Consider the following 16,622-nt stretch of genomic DNA (forward strand, 5'->3'; position numbering starts at 1 on the left):
CATAAATTCAACCACTAGCAGTATTTTTATTTTATCAATTATAGTTATTCCAGCTTCCGGGATTCTGTCAACGCTTGATCTTCCTTAGGGCGATAAAATTTTCTCCCTCCTTGACTCATAATATTTGCAGTAAAATTCCCTGGCTTAGTTTGCTGTAAGGCATTAGTTATTGCATATATCGATGCATCTAAATCGTCAATTCGATGGAGCAGCTCTGCTTCCAATAATGCGGGTAATTTAGGTGAGCCATATTCATATTTCCCATGATGAGATAATACCATGTGGCGCAATAATAACAAGTCTTCCAATTCCGGACTAATTTTAAGCTCACGCGCGGCTAACATTATCTGCTCATCGATTAAAACGAGATGACCAATAAGATTACCCTCTGTAGTATATTGCGTTGCAGCAGGACCTGTTAATTCTAAAACTTTACCCATGTCATGCAAAATACACCCCGCATAAAGAAGTGAACGATTAACTTGAGGATAATTAGCAGTAAGCGCTTTAGCATCACGCAACATCGAGACTGTATGATATGCTAATCCACTACGTACAGCATGATGGTTACTTTTTCCAGCTGGATAATCAAAGAACGGCTGATTCCATTTTTTTAATAGATATTGAACAATTTTACTCCATGTTGAATTTATAATCTCCGAAGCATAATTATAAATTTCTGCCTTCATTACAGAAATTGTTTCAGGCGCAGCCTTAATAAACTGATCTAAATCATAACCCTCTTCAGGACCAACTACTCGCAAACTATATATTTTTAGTTGCGGCTGATTTTGGTACTCTTCCCGTTTACCATCTACTTCAACAATAGTTCCTTCACTATAACTAGCTGCATCCTGACTGCCAGCATCCCAGTAGTTGCCACGAATCTCACCTGAAGCATCACAAAAAGTTAAGGCCAAATACAATTTGCCTTTTTTAGTATGTAATAACTGGGAACTTTTTATCAATAAAACTAATTCTAATTCTTCGCCATCATTATAATCCAGCAAACGCTTGTACATTTTAGTTTCCTCTCGTAAAAGTTAATGGTTGTCGTTGCAATTTAGTAGCCAAATTAGCTTGCGCCGTAAAAATCAAAACTTGATTACTTTGTGCAACTTTATTTAATAACTGCGTAATTTGCTCAGTTCGTTGCTCATCAAAATTTACAAATGAATCATCAATTAAAATTGGCATATTAATTTGGTCCTTGATTTGCTCAATAAATGCTAACTTAAGAGCAAAATAAAGCTGTTCTGAAGTTCCGCGTGACAAATACTGCACTTTGATTTTTTTGCCATCATAGCGATTGACTGCTAATTTTTTTTCAATTTGAATATCATTATACCGATTATTAGTTAATAGCTGCAAATATTCTTGAGCCGTAATCAGCATTTTAGGAAAACGTTCATTAGAGGCAAGGTTAAGTGCCTGACTAATCCACTTAGCAGCACTTAAATTTGATAAGTATTCTGCTGATAAGTTTTTAAACTGTGCTTGTGTGTTGGCTAGTTCTTGTTGCGCCGAAAAAACTGCTGTTGAGCTAGCTAGAGTAGCCATTTTTACTTTAATTTCAGCAATCTTATTTTGGCTAGCACTAATTTGCTTTTGCTCTTTAGCTATTTTTTGCGCTAAAGTCGTTAGTTGGTCCGTAAAAGCTTGTGCATTTTGCGTCAATTCCTTTAACTTTGCTATATCTGAATTAAGATTATTATTTAAAAGGTCGATTTTTATTTTAAGTGCAGTTTGTTGCTCATTTTTTACTTGCTGGTTAGCATATTCAGTCATATTTTCAACTTGCGCCTGTGTCAATTCAGTTTGTAGCAGTGCGTTAGTTTTAGCCAGTAACTCATTATTTTCGATTAAATTAGACTGCAAGTCAGCTTTTACTTCTGAGTAATGATTAATTTTTGCTATCTTTTCTTCTAATTGATTCAATGCCTCGCTAACAGCAGAAAAATTGTATTCAACTGGTACACCTAATTTTTTACTTATTTGATCCGCCAGATGTTGCATTTTACCTAATAATTCTGCCTCTTGCTGTATAATAGTTGCTTTTTTTTGTTTTTGTAATTGCAATTGCCGCCAAGCACTCAGTAATCCTGTTAAATCTAGCTGAGTACTACTTAAACCATATTTTTGATAGAAAACCTCATGTTGCTGTTTGATGGCATTTACATTGTGTGCTTCATTGACTTTTGCTACCCTTTGTTCTCGTTGCTGCTTTTGCTGCCATCCAATCGGCAAAATTGCCGTAATTAATATTAACCCACCAAATATTTTTGAGTTAGTAACAAATAAAATTAAACCTAAAATTATTAAAAAAATACCTAAGAATAAAAAATTATGGTTTTGCGCTTCCCCTTTTTCACTTACTTGATCAATACTTGGTAATTTTTGATAGTCCCTTTGTAAATTTATAACTTCAGCTTGGTTAAAATTAGCAATTTTATTCAATTCTGGACTGATAGCTAATAACTCTTGTTGATCTTCTTGTAAACGATACTCTTCTTGCTTGCAATTCTTATATTCAGACTGCCATTGTAATAATTCTGGCCTTTCTTGTAGTATACGCTTAGATTCAGGCGCAATATCGGCTACCTTTCCCAGTTGATCTATTCTTTGCTGTAAATTTTCTTTATTTTCTTGTAAATTTTGAATTTTTAAAGCTAAAGTTTGCGCTACATGATACTTTTTTTCATCAAAATTGACGGGCTTAACTTGATCCTTCAATTCCAGCAATTCTCTATAACTAGGAATAAGATTTTCTAAGCGTTCTAATTGACTATACTCTTTTTGCAAATCAAAGAGGTCTTCCTCGTAAGCATTTTGTTGCTCTTGTAAGTTCGTATATTCTTTAGCTAAATTTTGATAAATAATAAATTCATTTTCAGCTTTGTTTACGTTGATTCTTTTTTCTTGTAACTCTTTGAGTAGACGATTAAGTGGTGGAACAGTTCCTGCCTTTTTAAATAAGTTACTTGCCTTTTTAGCAAAATCATTCCGCAAATCAATTAATTTGTCACTATTAGCTGCTCCTAAATAGTAAATGTGCTCTAACAAATCGGACTGTTGAATTTTATCTATTTTACCCAGCATATCTTGATTAAAAATAAAACTATCAGCATAAAAATCACCGTCAATATTTTTTATTTGATCAAAAAAAATATTTTCTGGTACTACTTGATTATTACGTTTGACTATTAACGTACCTATTTTTGAACCCCTACCACTCACATATAAGCGTTCTAGTTCATAATCATTTTGTTGATCGTCTTTAAAAAAGAGCGCGCCACCCATCGGACTTACGTGTGCAAGTGGCTTATAATCTTCAAAAAAGTCACTCGCATGTTTGGCTAAATGAAACCCAAACAAAATTTGCTTAATAAAAGCAACAATTGTACTTTTGCCTGCTTCGTTGACACCATAAAAAGCATTGAGATGGGAATTTGGTAATTCAACTGTAAAATTTGAAAATTGGCCAAAATTGACAATTTTAAGTTTAACTAATTTCATCGCTAATTCCTTTCAGCTTATTATTCAATTCAACTTCAGTCAGTTGTACAACCTCCTGTAAAAAATTTTCATCCTCAATGAGCTGACTAGCAAACTCATCCTTTTGAACCCAGTCTTTACAAAAGGCTAAAAAGTTATTTTTGTCAAAAACATCTTTTTTAGCCTGATTAAAGTAGGTTAAATCATTACTTGCAACTTCAAGCTGGCTATTGGAAGAGAAACGGATATCAACTAATTGTGAATTATAATCTAATTTACTAGAAATCATTTGCCAAAACTGGCTATCTTGAATTAAATCACGTTCTTTTTCATTTAAAAATTCTGCTCCATTAATCTGTAAGCTATAATACGTAGTTGCCTTAGCTTTAGTTACTGTTAAAATTTTCTTTTGTAAATCAGTTGGGCTAATTGGGGCATTTAACTTAATATCGACTTGTTGCCAAATAATTGGACTAGTCTGCAAGAAGCTAATTTTTGTTTCTTTTGTGCGTTCGTCTATTTCGCCAAAATAACATCCCTTTGCGCCTTTTTCATTAATATGGCGCCCTTGAATATTACCTGAATAAGCAATCAATGGCTTCTCAGATAATATTTGCCGTAAATGAATATGACCTAAAGCAAAATAGTCATAATTTAGCTCCTTTAATTCAGTTAAATTAAAAGGTGCATATACATTTTGATTACTTTTTCCTGATTTTTCTTGTGCGTGCATAATGCCAAAGTTATAATTGGCATTCTTTGCCGGAAAGGCTGCCACTTTATCAATTGTAATATGGTTATTAAGATACGAAAAGCCCGTAACGCTGTATTTAAAGCCGCTGTCAGTTTGTCGATTGATAGTTTCAATTTTTTCGCTATTACCGAGTAACTTAAAATAAGGACTATCAGGAACTAGCAAGTCGGTTTTTTGCATATGGTCATGATTACCAAAAATCATTACAACTTGAATCTTTGCTTTAGTTAAGCGTTCAACTTCACTTGCAAAAAATAATTGGCTACTTGGATTAGGGCGGGGACTATCAAATGTATCACCAGCAATTAGTACAAGGTCCACTTTTTCTTTTATTGCTACATTAACAATTTGGGTTAGCGACTCATTAGGAGCTTGGTGAATTTGGGTAAAACTGTTAGATGGTAAAAAAGATAGTCCTAAAAATGGACTATCTAAATGCGCATCTGCTAAATGAATAAATTTCATCATTACTACTAATTTCTAAGACCTTCGTAAAGATCATTAATCGGCTTAGTAATTACTTTTTGAACATCATCCACTGTTTTATATAGACCTTGTTCAACTTGTAACAATTTTAAAATTTGTGAGTTTTTTTGCACTTGTTCATTCAATTTTTGATAATTTTCTTGTAATTCTGGTGATAGCTCTTTGCCTTGAGATTGAGTGCTAATAATTTCACTTTGCAACTTATCCATTTGCTTAAATAAGGATAAGCTTTCCTCATCACTCTTGACTTCAGCAATTGCCTTTTCTAAAGCTTTAAATTCATCGATTTGTTGTAAATCACTAGCCAATTGATTAGCTGAATCATAAATATTTATCATAGTAATCCTCCTAAGTTAGTGGTCGAAAAGACCTTTGACATCATTATACCATTCATTAAGTTTTTGACTTGCCGATCCAATGGTTTTTTCAATTTTATTACTAAAGCCATTAGTCCAATCTGAATTAGCACCATTATTTTTAATAATTTGACTGGGTGCCTTTTCAATAAACTGATTTTGTGCAGTATATGGTAAAATTCCTTCCATTTCTGCTTTATAAAGGCGAGTTATTTCAGTTTCAGAAACGCCACGCATAAAATGCTTTTTATCGGTTCGATCAAACCCAACCCAAGTAGCAACAACAACATCAGGCGTATATCCAACAATCCACTGATCCTTAGTCCCAAAGCCATAAGAATTGGGAACCTCTGTCGAACCAGTTTTACCCGCTACCCGGTAACCAGCAGGTTGCGCTGATGCACCAGTACCATTAGCAAATACACCTAAAAGCATCGTCGTCATTTCTTTAGCCGTATTTTCTGAAATTATACGATGGTGACCGTGATTGTGATTTTCTGCAATTACATTACCACTGGCATCAGTAATCTTAGTAATAAAAAATGAGCTATCAGGCAAATTACCTTTATTGGCAAAAGCCGAGTAGGCCCGGGCCATTTGGACTGGCGAAACTCCAGTTGACAATCCTCCTAAAGCTAGCGCTAAATTTTGATCTTCCTTTGGGATTTTTATACCAAAATTATTTGCGGACTGAACACCTTTAGCCACGCCAATTCGATCAAGTAACCAAACAGCTGGCACATTTTTACTTTGAGCCAAGGCGACAAACATGGGAATTTTATCAGAATAGCCATTATCAACATTATGTGGTTGATAACCATTACGCCCAAAACGTTGTAATTTGTTGGATAACAAGGAGTCATAATGATAGTCTTGTTGTAATGCTGGAGCATAAGTAACGATTGGCTTAATTGATGATCCTGGCTGTCTTTTCATTTGCGTGGCACGATTATAGCCGCGAAAGACATGCTCATTTCGCCCACCAATTACGGCTCTAACAGCACCTGAAGTAGGATCCATTACCACACTGGCTGCTTGTGTTTTAGTGCCGTCAGCTGCATTAGGTGGAAAAAGCCAAGCTTGAGCAAATTTTGCTTGAAGTTGCTTTTGATAATTTTGATTTAAAGAGGTGTATATCTTTAAACCTTTATTCATCACATCTTCTTCTTTCAACCCATAGCGACTGATTGCTTCATTTACAACTGCATCAAAGAAATAGGGATAACGATAACCATCTTGATTATGGTAGGTGTCGCGCAAATTCAAACCTTGACTCTGCTCAACTTTAGCTTGCTGAGCAGTAAGTTTGTTATTTTGCACCATTAAATCTAAAACAACATTGCGGCGCGCAAGCGAATATGACATATGATCAATTGGATTATACTGACTAGGGTTTCTCAAAATGCCTGCAAGAGTTGCTCCTTCTCCTGGTGTTAGTTGACTTGCATTTTTACCAAAATATTTTTGACTAGCATCCTGCACCCCCCAAACACCATTACCAAAATATGCTTTATTAAGATACATCGTTAAAATATCTTTTTTTGAATAGACATGGTTAATTTCCACAGCAAAAAAAAGTTCTTCGATTTTCCGTGAAAAAGTCTGCTTTTGCGTTAAAAGCGCATTTTTAGCTAGTTGCTGCGTAATCGTTGAACCACCACCAGCAATTTGTCCACGATGGGCGATCAGTCCTAAAGCAGCTCTAGCCATGCCTTTAATACTGAAACCAGGGTTTTTCCAAAAAGTTCTATCCTCAGTAGAAATGACTGCGTTCTTGACATTTGCCGAAATTTTATTATATTCAACAAAGGTGCCTTTTTGAGAATAAAGCGACCCTGCCTTTTGATTTTTATAATCATAAATGGCAGTAGTGGTCGACAAAGAGGCCTTTAAGTTAGAAATATTTGAAGTTTTAACCTTAACGGTATAATAAGCACAAACCAAAAGAGTTAAGCTAAGCACGATTAAAATTAACCAGCGCCCGATAAAAAATCGATTATCAAATCGGTGCCAGAGGGCTTTTAGTCCCCTTTTTTTTGGTTTATTATTTTCCATTAGACAATGCTCCTTTTAGAAACAATTGAAATTGTATCATATCCAAAACTATTATTTATATTTAAAAAGAAGATTTAATAAATATTTATGAGCTATTATTTTACACTTACCTATCCGCCCAATCTTGCCCCTTGCTCAATAAGCAATCTGTTACGCTATTTGTTAATACCTCGAAAATGGCGTCATTTTTTACGAACAGAACAAAAAATATTAATTAATGGCCATTATCGCTATTTTAATCAACTTGTTTTGCCAAATGAAAAAATAGAATTGCAACTTGATCATGTTGATTCCCTGCAAGGAGTATATCCACCGAGTGGGCGTTTGCCAGATGTAGTTTATGAAGACCATGATCTGTTAATAATAAATAAGCCCACGGGACAAAAGACTCATCCCAATTTACACGAAACAGATACGGCGTTAAACGATTGTACAACTTATTTAAAGAACACGCCCTTTATTGTACACCGTTTAGATATGCTGACCAATGGCTTACTACTAATAGCTAAAAATCCAGCCGTTGTCCCCATCCTAAATAGAGAATTAGCTCAAAAAATTTTCCACCGAGAATATTTAGCGATTGTTGATCATGCCCAAAATTTACACAATGCTGGGACAATTAATTTACCAATTGGTCACGACCCACTCGACCAACGTAAACGTAAGATTCGCAATGATGGTTTAACCTCTATAACTAATTATCAAGTTTTGCAGCGTTACGCTAACAATTCGGCTTTAGTCAAACTAAAGCTAGAAACTGGTCGAACACATCAAATTCGCGTTCATCTAGCTGCACTAGGCAGCCCAATCATTGGTGATCCACTTTACAATTCAGAATTTACCGGTAGTGAGTCACTTCAGCTAACAGCTTACCAAGTATCTTTGACTAAGCCATTTTCTTTTGAGCAAATTAAGGTTACTTTGCCTTTTAGCAAAATTAATTTAATTAATAACTAAAAGAGTTGGATCAATTATTGACCCAACTTTTTTTACTTACTTTTTACAGCAATATTTGACGGCTCATAGGAATCAGGCTGGTTTTTTTGCATTATTTCAGCATAATGATTTACTTTGCGGTTAATTGTTGCTAAATGTTTTTTTAACTCTGAAATTTCGGCAAGAGTATCTTGCTGCTGCCTAAGCATAATTTGGTACCGTTCAGAGACTGTTTGTTCACCTTCTTGCACTAATTCTAAATAATGCCGGATGTTTTTTAAGGGCATCCCAGTTTCACGAAGACAAACAACAATTTGTAGCCACTCTATATCCACATCATCAAATAAGCGATTATTATTTTGGTCCCGTTTAACAAAAGGAATCAAGCCATTATCATCATAATATCTTATTGTATAAGGAGTTAATCCCATTTTGTGTGCTACTTCTTGAACTGAATAAGTCATTGTTTCACCTCTTCATAAAAAAAAGTATTGCATTCGAGCTACTATAAGGAACTAAAATGATTTTAAATCAAATTAGAAAGGAATTCAATTTTGATGAAAGTATTAATAATTGGTGCCAGTGGATCGATTGGTCAAGTTACTCGGCAATATTTTTTGCAACATTCTAATGATACGCTAACTTTGATGGCACGACATACCCAAAATTTACAGGTAAGTCTTGATTCTACAAGAGAACAAATAATTACTGGTGATGCGCTCAATCAAACACAATTACAAGTGGCACTAGAAAACCAAGACGTTGTTTTTGTGGCAGTCAGTGGTGCAATTGAACAAATCGCACAAATCTTAGTTAAACAAATGCCACTTTTCCATTTGAATCGGTTGATTTTTATTACGTCAATGGGGATTTATAATGAAATTCCTGCGGCTATTGACCCAAAAGGCAATTTAATAACTAACCCAATTTTAACGCCCTACCGCAAAGCAGCTGACATAATTGAAAGTTCCAGCCTTAATTACACTATTATTCGTCCCGGCTGGTTTGATAACGGAAATGATACTGCTTACCAGCTCACACAAAAGGGAGAACCTTTTGGTGGACACGATGTTTCCCGCTTAAGCATTGCTGATTTGGTATTAAAACTAGTTCATGAGCCTAATTTAGGTAGAAGGAAGAGTTTAGGAATTAATCGGATTAATTAAGGAGATAAATAAAATGAAAAAACAAGTAATGTTAGTCATTGGTGCCGGCCAAATCAGTCAGGCCATCGCGCGACGCTTAGGTGCTGAGTATACAATTGTTGTAGGTGACAAAAATTTTAACCATGCCCAAAAAATTGCTCAAATGCTATTAGAAGCTGGTTTTGATGCCAAACCAACCACAATGGACTTAGCTTCACGAACTTCAATACGCAAGACAATCGCTTTTGCTCAAACTTTTGGTGAAATTGCAGCCTTGGTTAACGGTGCCGGCTTATCACCTAGTCAAGCCAGTATTGAAGATATCTTGCAAGTTGACTTATATGGTACCGCAGTTTTACTTGAAGAAGTTGGTAAAGTGATTACTGATAATGGTGTGGGGGTAATCATTTCTAGTCAATCAGGGCATCGCATGCCAGCCCTAACTCCTACACAAGACAAAGCCTTGGCCATGACTCCAACTGAAAATTTATTAGCTTTAGATTTTCTGCAACCGGAAAAAATTACAGATACTCTCAAGGCCTATCAACTTGCCAAACGTTGCAATGAAAAGCGGGTAATGGCTGAAGCCATTAATTGGTCCCAACGAGGAGCGCGACTTAATGCAATTGCCCCCGGAATTATTGTAACGCCGCTGGCCTTAGATGAATTTAATGGACCGCGCGGTGATTTTTATAAAAAAATGTTTGCCCAATCACCCGCTGGTCGACCGGGAACTGCTGATGAAGTTGCTAATGTAGCTCAACTATTAATGAGTCCACAAGGTGCTTTTATTACTGGAGCAACATTTTTAATTGATGGTGGTGCCACTGCTAACTATTTTTACGGTCAAAAATAACTACAACAAAAGAGTGTTTCATAACAAATCGACTATTATGAAACACTCTTTTTTTAAACTAACTTAGTCACCTTGAAAAGTCCCATCTTCTACTTCACGAATAAAATCGGCAAGATGCTTGTAATATACTTCAGGATTATCAACCATATGGTGATGACCAGCATTAGGGGTTGTCACTAAGCGAGAATTAGGTATTTCTTGCTGCATAATTTTAGCTGTTTCTAATGGCATCGTATCCTCTTCACCAAAAGTTAGCAAAGTCGGCATAGTTATTTGTTTTAAATATTTTCTAAAATGCCATTCTTTTAATTTGCCGGTTACTACAAACTCATTATCGCCTTGAAAGGCATGATAAACAGGCAAGCCGCCTATCCGCTTAAGATGATATAGCTTGCACGGTTGCCGCCGATCAAGAAAGTTAATATTCAAAATTTGCACATCTTCTTGATAACGCTGGTTTTGATAATCATTATTTGCTTCACATTCACGCATGAAATCAATTTCACTTTGTGGAAAAATTTGCTGGCGGCGCCGATTAATTGATGCAATATAGTCGTCGGTATCGTCAACCATTGATGAAATAATCGTTCCCTTCAGATGTTGTCCGTATTTAACAGCGTACTCTTGCGCTAGTAAGCCACCCCAACTTTGACCGATTAAATAGAAATTATCTAACCCTAGCTTTGCTCTAACCTCATCAACTTCATCAAGAAAATATTCATAAGTTAGATATTTTTCAGCAATTTTGGGATCTTCATAATCTGGTTGATCAGAGTATAGCGAGCCTAGTTGATCATACATTGTTACTTGTACTTTTAGACCTTGTTTAGCCAATTGATCAGCTGCATCTTCCCAATATTCATGATTTCCACCAGGTCCGCCGTGTAAAGCTAAAAGATGAATATTCCCCTCGCCTTGCGTACTTGTCCATAAATGATAGCCATTATCAAGTGTAATAATTTTGCTTCCTGTTCTCATCAATAGCTCCTTTATTTCACATAACTTACGTTATACCATAGTGGTTGACCACTATTATTTTTGGATGGTTTAAAGGAGTACCCAGTTATTTGATTATTGACTGCTGTAATCTGATATGAATTGTAAATTGGAATATAATACGCTTCTTCATTCATATATCTTTGCCATTCATGAAACTTTTGCACCCGATACTTATGGTTAAAGGCTTTTTGTGAATTCATGTCCTCAAGCAATTTAGTATTCTTTGCCGTTACAAAACGGCCCATATTAAATGGTGCTGACTCACTATAGTATGACTGTGGCGACGGTTCTGATGGCATCGACCAGCCTCCAATATACATATCAATTCCTTTATCATCATGCTGAAGTTTGTCATAGAATGAATTATGCTCAATTAAACGACCAGTTGCTAATTGGACATTCAACCCAATTTTCTTCCACTGCTGAATATAATTTTGCGTAATTGGTTCTTGCGTAGCATCTCCACTCATTGCTGCTATTTTTATGGTCAATGGTTTGCCATTAGGTTGAGTACGCCACTTGCCCTTTTTCTTAAAACCAGCTTTATCTAAAATATCATTTGCTTTTTTCAAACTATAAGGAAAACCTTTTGCATCCTTATCAAAAAAGTCACCAAACTTAGAAGGAATTAATGTAGTTACTCTAAAGGATAATGAACTGGTGTAATGTTTATTAACTTCATCAACATTCATTGCATAGCCAATCGCTTGTCTTAACGCCTTATTGTTCATTTTAGCATTTGGATTTTCGACATTCCTATTTAACTTATTATCCCATTTACCAACCTTAAATCCTAAATAACGATAGCTTAAAGGTATTTGTGCCACAAAATTAACATCTTTTGTATTTTTAACTTGATCCCATTGAGTATTAATAACTTGAATTACATCAAATTTGTGACTTTTAATTGCTTGAGTCGCAGAATTCGGTGAAACAACTGAAATTACGATTTTGTCTAATTTTGGCTTTCCACGCCAATAATGTTCATTGGGTACCCAAGTAGCTGATTGACCACGAACTAATTTAGCCAATTTAAACGCGCCAAAGAATAATGGATTTTTTCGAATTTGATCAGATGATTTTAATTTAGAAAATGGAATATTCTTTAAATAATGATACGGCTCAACTGATGACCACAAATATCGGTTACCGGCATTATACATAGTTGGACTTAAATGCGAGAAGTGCAGTACAATTTTTCGACCATTTTCACCATCAGGCATTTCAATTCCAGAAATATTTTTTGCTTTGCCTTCATGATATTCTTTTAGACCCTTTAAGATTTCAAATTGGTTAGTATATCTTGGGCACATTGTCTCTTTGTTAGCTAAAATTTCATATGCATATTCATAATCTTTAGCTACTACTTGTTTACCATCAGACCATTTAACTCCCTTTTTTATATTAATAGTAGCTGTGTTATTTTTTAAATTTAATTTTAAGGTTGCTGGACCCTTATCATTTATTTTGTAATGATCATCACTATCAAATAAGGTCTCTTGCCCTGGTGCCCCAACTTGTGCATCCACATCTTCAGAAGATAATTCATTAGAGAAGATACCAGAAAAAGGGGTATCTGTTTCTACTGCAATCTTAACTACTCCTCCTTGCTTTGGTGTTTTTATAGGTGTTTCCACGGGAAATTTAGCAACTGTTTTGGTTTCATTTTTAGTAGCATTATTCTTACCACAACCGGCTAAAGTCATGGCAGCCATGCTTAAAATACCTAAAGAAGCTAATATATTTTCTCTTTTCATTGTAATTTTTCACTTCCATTTAAATTTTGTTTAATTATTATAATAAATATATCATATTAATATATTTAATTCATTATTTAATAAAAAATATTTAATTATTTTTTATTAAGGAGTAAAATATTAGTTAACGATTTGCTTATAAGCATCTATATAAAGGAGTAAAAATGGATAATAGCAAAATTAATCACTTAGCAGAAACAATGATTTCTAAATTTAACTTACCCAGTCTGGGAATTGGAATTTATCATGCCAATGATCGCTATAGTCAAGTTTACGGTGCAGCCGAACAAAATAGTTTGTATCCACTAGCATCTATTTCAAAAACATTTCTAGCAACCGCAATCTGCCAATTAGCTGATCAGGGAAAAATCAACCTAGATGATCCATTAAAGAAATACTGGACTGATTTCAAATTAATTGATAAACAGGCCGAAAATCATTTAACCTTTAGAGACGCTCTCAGCCATCAAAGTGGGCTCCCTGCTCATGATCTGATGCGTTTTACCAATATGAACAAAAATGACCTTTCTTTAAAGGAAAAAGCTGAACATGTGGGCTACTTAGAACCCAATCATGAATTACGATACAAAATGCAATATAGTAATTTAATTTATGCAGTAGCTACTTATGCAATGGAACAGGCAATCGGACAAGATTATGGTGCTTATGAACGGGAAAATTTGCTTAAACCACTGCGACTGAATAATACTTTTATTAATCATCATGAAGCACCTCAAACACGAATTGTAAAACCCTTTATTCGCGATAATAATCTTACTCAAGAAGTACCTTTTATTGCACCAGGTAAAGTTGGTGGCGCTAGCAGCATGTTAGCCACAATTGCAGATTTACTCACTTGGGCTGAATTTCAATTGAAAACTCAAAAAACCACTTCAACTGAGATTACGGCGCAACGATACTTACCACAGTCAATCATGGCCCCTAGTCGCAATTATGGTGGGGCTAACTTTGCTGCCTACGGTCTAGGCATGATGATGGAAGATTATCGGGGACACAAGTATTTCTATCACAGTGGTTCTTATATTGGATATTGTTCATTCTTAGGCTTTGTTCCTGATTTTGACTTAGCCTTTGTGTTTACAACCAATTTGGACTCAACTGATGCTATTTTTGCATTGGCCTATCAAACAATTGACGAAGTAATGGGTATAAATGATACCGTTTGGGCAGATAAAGTGAGTAAAATTATGGCAAATAAAGTCACTACGCATGAATCTCACTTAGCCAAGCTAAAAGGAAATGCATCCCACCGATTTAATACCATTCAAGCATATTGTGGTGACTATTATCACCCCGGTTATGGACTACTGACAGTTAGTGATGATAATGGTTACTTAGTAGTTAAAATCGGCAAATGGAATTATCCGGTCATTGTTAATGATCACGCTGAAATGTTTGTTGAAGAAAGACTATACCAGCATGAACTATTACCAATTCAATTTAAAGCAAATAAAATTTTACTTATGACTGAGCCAGCATTAAATAAGCCGACAATTTTTAAAAAACAAGTTTAAATTTAAAAGAGATTATTAAGTACTTTTAGGGACTAACTTCTAATATTTGATTAGAGCTAGTCTTTTTAATTGATCTTGTCTATTTTTGTTTGTAATCAATATGATTTTACTTATTTTAAAAATATTATTTAGAATTTAAGTTGCTATCAAAATAAAAACTCCCTGACTTTAAATTTAAATCAGAGAGTTAACATTATGTGTATTAATATAGACTTTAATTAATCATATTTGAAATAACAACTATTTGATTTTAGATAGTGAATCTTTTACAGCCTCTTTGATTGCACGACTAGTTTGAGAAGCACCAGAAATGGCATCAACATCATAAGTATTTTCTTCAATCATTTTCTTTGGCAATTCCTTTACAGCCTTTAAACCATAGTCATCACTTTCTGTTTGTTTTAGTATTTCAACGTTCTTTATCTTTCCTTCATTATCAACAGTTGTACGAACTACTACACCATCGCCCATGCCTTGATTACTGAAGCCCAAGTATTGATTTTTGCCAACTGAATATTGTTGTTTATCCTCATCACTTGTAGAATTAAAATCATTATTTATAATTGCATCATTCAAATTTAAGCCGCCAGATAGAGGTAGGTCTTGTTTAATAGTGGCCGCATTTTCACCTGCAATTTTACCTGAAATTAAACAATCAGCAACATTGCCACCCGTTGTGTACTTATTAACAAACGGAGCACCTAACTCACCTGCTTCATATAAATGTGGGATTGGCTGACCATCTGGATTTAAGACTTGAGCATGTCCATTACGGCGACCGCCACCTTGAGTATTAAGCATATTTTGTCTTAAAGCAATCGCGTAATAAGGTCCCTCAGCATTAAATGTGCGCAAAGTTTTTGGATCACGATGAAAGGCATAATCTTTACCTTGTTGAGCCATGAAATTAAACTCAGTAACTGTCATTTGCAACTTTTCTTGTCTTTTACCAATTTTTTCTGCTAGTTCAGCCAGCGTATCTGCTTTAATCGCTTTTTCCAAGTAACCAGGTACCTTAAAACTATTTTCTGGTTCATTTTTAAGTTCATCATACTTTCGTTGATCAAAAATCATATATGGTCGATTCTGATTTAACGGAACTGCCCAATCACCATGGTTATAAATATGACCATGACGGTTCATTTCTGCTTCATTGAAATAACGTGTGCCATCATCACCCACTACAATTACACTACCCATAAAACTTTCTTGCCAAAAGACATTGAGTGCATATGTCGACCGTAAGCCCTCTTTTTGCCGTAATGATAAACCATGAAATTGTCCTAGCGACTCAAATGAACGCATATTCCAGAGTTGAGCGTTTACTTCCTCAAGCATTTTAATGCCATCACCCTTGTTATATAAACTGCCAATTGGTGACAAATAAGGTGCTTGCAAGAATGTTTGAATCATTTCTTTGTTATTTTCAAAGCCCCCTGTAGCAAGAACAACACCATTCTTAACCTTGATATTACGTAAAACATGATCACGTTCAATTTGCACACCGATAACTGTCTTAGTTATCCCATCTTGAATTAAGTGTTTAGCAGGTGAAGCATACCAAATATCAATTTTTTCTGACCGCTCTAAAACTTTTTGACGCAAAATTTTCCATAAAGCTGCATCATCAACTCCTTCGTGAACCAAATAATCATCGTATGAATCTGCATCGGGCAATTCAGGATATTCAGTTACATAAGCCGTCGAAGGCGTGCCCGCTAATAACTTCTTCATACTAACGGGCTCAACATCTAAATACTTTCTAAAGTAGTCCCCCATATTAGCCATTCCCTCAATAAAGTTATCAAAAGCTGCTTTATCAGGTTTTAAAGGTGCAGCCAGGTGTTCATGATAATTTTTTAAAGCATTATAATCAGTTCCGGCACCAACCATTTGACCTGAGTAACGGGTATTTCCTCCTTCATGACCTTCAGGCGCACTGTCAACTAGTAATACTTTTGCTCCTTGATCGGCAGCAAATCTGGCAGCAGTAGCACCAGCACCACCAAAACCCAAAACTGCCACATCATAGATTGCATCCCATTGAAATTTTTCATTATTAGCCATTATTTAAACTCCTTTTCAATATATTGTTTACGCTTTCATTAAACAATATAATATGAAGTATGTGAAGTACTTAATTATTTAAATTGCTATAATAAAAAAGCTTTAATTTTAGATTATTTGCGCCCTAATAAAAAAATTTATTGTAATAATCACTCAACTATTTGGAACAAAAAATAGTCGC

The 16,622-nt window shown here is 35.0% G+C and carries 13 protein-coding genes; 4 read left to right on the forward strand and 9 right to left on the reverse strand.

The features are described from left to right. Nucleotides 1–44: 44 nt before the first annotated feature. From BM203_RS03900 to BM203_RS03920, 5 genes are read right to left on the reverse strand one after another with little or no spacing between them, the layout of a single operon-like run. The gene (locus BM203_RS03900; RefSeq protein WP_090092914.1) at nt 45–1,022 is read right to left on the reverse strand and encodes a 3'-5' exoribonuclease YhaM family protein; all 978 of its coding nucleotides are present in this window, start codon (nt 1,020–1,022) and stop codon (nt 45–47) included. Nucleotide 1,023: 1 nt separating this feature from the next. Next, complete coding sequence (locus BM203_RS03905; RefSeq protein WP_090092916.1) at nt 1,024–3,516, reverse strand: AAA family ATPase; 2,493 nt, start codon at nt 3,514–3,516, stop codon at nt 1,024–1,026. Next, entirely contained in the window at nt 3,503–4,714 is a 1,212-nt protein-coding gene (locus tag BM203_RS03910; protein WP_090092917.1) for a metallophosphoesterase family protein, read from the reverse strand. The genes BM203_RS03905 and BM203_RS03910 overlap by 14 nt, the downstream gene beginning before the upstream one ends. 8 nt (nt 4,715–4,722) lie before the next feature. After that, on the reverse strand, nt 4,723–5,073 hold the full coding sequence (locus BM203_RS03915; protein WP_090092919.1) for a YlbF family regulator: 351 nt from the start codon (nt 5,071–5,073) through the stop codon (nt 4,723–4,725). Nucleotides 5,074–5,088: 15 nt separating this feature from the next. Further along, nucleotides 5,089–7,146: a PBP1A family penicillin-binding protein gene (locus BM203_RS03920; protein ID WP_090092920.1), complete on the reverse strand. Its 2,058-nt coding sequence runs from the start codon at nt 7,144–7,146 to the stop codon at nt 5,089–5,091. 87 nt (nt 7,147–7,233) lie between these two features. Between BM203_RS03920 and BM203_RS03925 the strand changes: the two genes are divergently transcribed. Next, nucleotides 7,234–8,103 carry an RluA family pseudouridine synthase gene (locus BM203_RS03925; protein ID WP_090092922.1) on the forward strand — a complete coding sequence of 290 codons (870 nt, stop codon included), beginning with the start codon at nt 7,234–7,236 and terminating at the stop codon, nt 8,101–8,103. A 32-nt stretch (nt 8,104–8,135) separates the two neighbouring features. On the opposite strand, the gene BM203_RS03930 is transcribed toward BM203_RS03925, so the two are convergent. After that, nucleotides 8,136–8,546: a MerR family transcriptional regulator gene (locus BM203_RS03930; RefSeq protein WP_090092923.1), complete on the reverse strand. Its 411-nt coding sequence runs from the start codon at nt 8,544–8,546 to the stop codon at nt 8,136–8,138. A 90-nt stretch (nt 8,547–8,636) separates the two neighbouring features. On the opposite strand from BM203_RS03930, the gene BM203_RS03935 reads away from it, so the two are divergent. Both BM203_RS03935 and BM203_RS03940 read left to right on the forward strand, forming a co-directional pair. Beyond that, the gene (locus BM203_RS03935; protein WP_090092924.1) at nt 8,637–9,248 is read left to right on the forward strand and encodes an NAD(P)H-binding protein; all 612 of its coding nucleotides are present in this window, start codon (nt 8,637–8,639) and stop codon (nt 9,246–9,248) included. Between the two features lie 13 nt (nt 9,249–9,261). Further along, complete coding sequence (locus tag BM203_RS03940; RefSeq protein ID WP_090092926.1) at nt 9,262–10,083, forward strand: SDR family oxidoreductase; 822 nt, start codon at nt 9,262–9,264, stop codon at nt 10,081–10,083. Between the two features lie 63 nt (nt 10,084–10,146). Here the strand turns inward: BM203_RS03940 and BM203_RS03945 are convergent, their stop codons facing one another. Continuing rightward, nucleotides 10,147–11,061: a proline-specific peptidase family protein gene (locus BM203_RS03945; protein WP_090092927.1), complete on the reverse strand. Its 915-nt coding sequence runs from the start codon at nt 11,059–11,061 to the stop codon at nt 10,147–10,149. An 11-nt stretch (nt 11,062–11,072) separates the two neighbouring features. Next, nucleotides 11,073–12,839 (reverse strand): oligopeptide ABC transporter substrate-binding protein, encoded by a 1,767-nt coding sequence (locus BM203_RS03950; RefSeq protein WP_090092929.1) that lies wholly within the window; start codon nt 12,837–12,839, stop codon nt 11,073–11,075. Between the two features lie 164 nt (nt 12,840–13,003). Between BM203_RS03950 and BM203_RS03955 the strand changes: the two genes are divergently transcribed. After that, nucleotides 13,004–14,374 carry a serine hydrolase domain-containing protein gene (locus BM203_RS03955; RefSeq protein WP_090092930.1) on the forward strand — a complete coding sequence of 457 codons (1,371 nt, stop codon included), beginning with the start codon at nt 13,004–13,006 and terminating at the stop codon, nt 14,372–14,374. Nucleotides 14,375–14,614: 240 nt separating this feature from the next. Here BM203_RS03955 and BM203_RS03960 read toward each other — a convergent pair whose 3' ends face one another. Then, complete coding sequence (locus BM203_RS03960; RefSeq protein ID WP_090092932.1) at nt 14,615–16,441, reverse strand: FAD-binding protein; 1,827 nt, start codon at nt 16,439–16,441, stop codon at nt 14,615–14,617. Nucleotides 16,442–16,622: the final 181 nt, after the last annotated feature.

Origin of the sequence: Lactobacillus bombicola (assembly GCF_900112665.1) — a bacterium.
Classification (GTDB): Bacteria; Bacillota; Bacilli; order Lactobacillales; family Lactobacillaceae; genus Lactobacillus; species Lactobacillus bombicola.

Coding starts and splice junctions, on each gene's coding strand:
- BM203_RS03900 (WP_090092914.1), bottom strand. CDS start 1,022: ATGTACAAGCGTTTGCTGGATTATAATGATGGCGAAGAATTAGAATTA.
- BM203_RS03905 (WP_090092916.1), bottom strand. CDS start 3,516: ATGAAATTAGTTAAACTTAAAATTGTCAATTTTGGCCAATTTTCAAAT.
- BM203_RS03910 (WP_090092917.1), bottom strand. CDS start 4,714: ATGAAATTTATTCATTTAGCAGATGCGCATTTAGATAGTCCATTTTTA.
- BM203_RS03915 (WP_090092919.1), bottom strand. CDS start 5,073: ATGATAAATATTTATGATTCAGCTAATCAATTGGCTAGTGATTTACAA.
- BM203_RS03920 (WP_090092920.1), bottom strand. CDS start 7,146: ATGGAAAATAATAAACCAAAAAAAAGGGGACTAAAAGCCCTCTGGCAC.
- BM203_RS03925 (WP_090092922.1), top strand. CDS start 7,234: ATGAGCTATTATTTTACACTTACCTATCCGCCCAATCTTGCCCCTTGC.
- BM203_RS03930 (WP_090092923.1), bottom strand. CDS start 8,546: ATGACTTATTCAGTTCAAGAAGTAGCACACAAAATGGGATTAACTCCT.
- BM203_RS03940 (WP_090092926.1), top strand. CDS start 9,262: ATGAAAAAACAAGTAATGTTAGTCATTGGTGCCGGCCAAATCAGTCAG.
- BM203_RS03945 (WP_090092927.1), bottom strand. CDS start 11,061: ATGAGAACAGGAAGCAAAATTATTACACTTGATAATGGCTATCATTTA.
- BM203_RS03950 (WP_090092929.1), bottom strand. CDS start 12,839: ATGAAAAGAGAAAATATATTAGCTTCTTTAGGTATTTTAAGCATGGCT.
- BM203_RS03955 (WP_090092930.1), top strand. CDS start 13,004: ATGGATAATAGCAAAATTAATCACTTAGCAGAAACAATGATTTCTAAA.
- BM203_RS03960 (WP_090092932.1), bottom strand. CDS start 16,441: ATGGCTAATAATGAAAAATTTCAATGGGATGCAATCTATGATGTGGCA.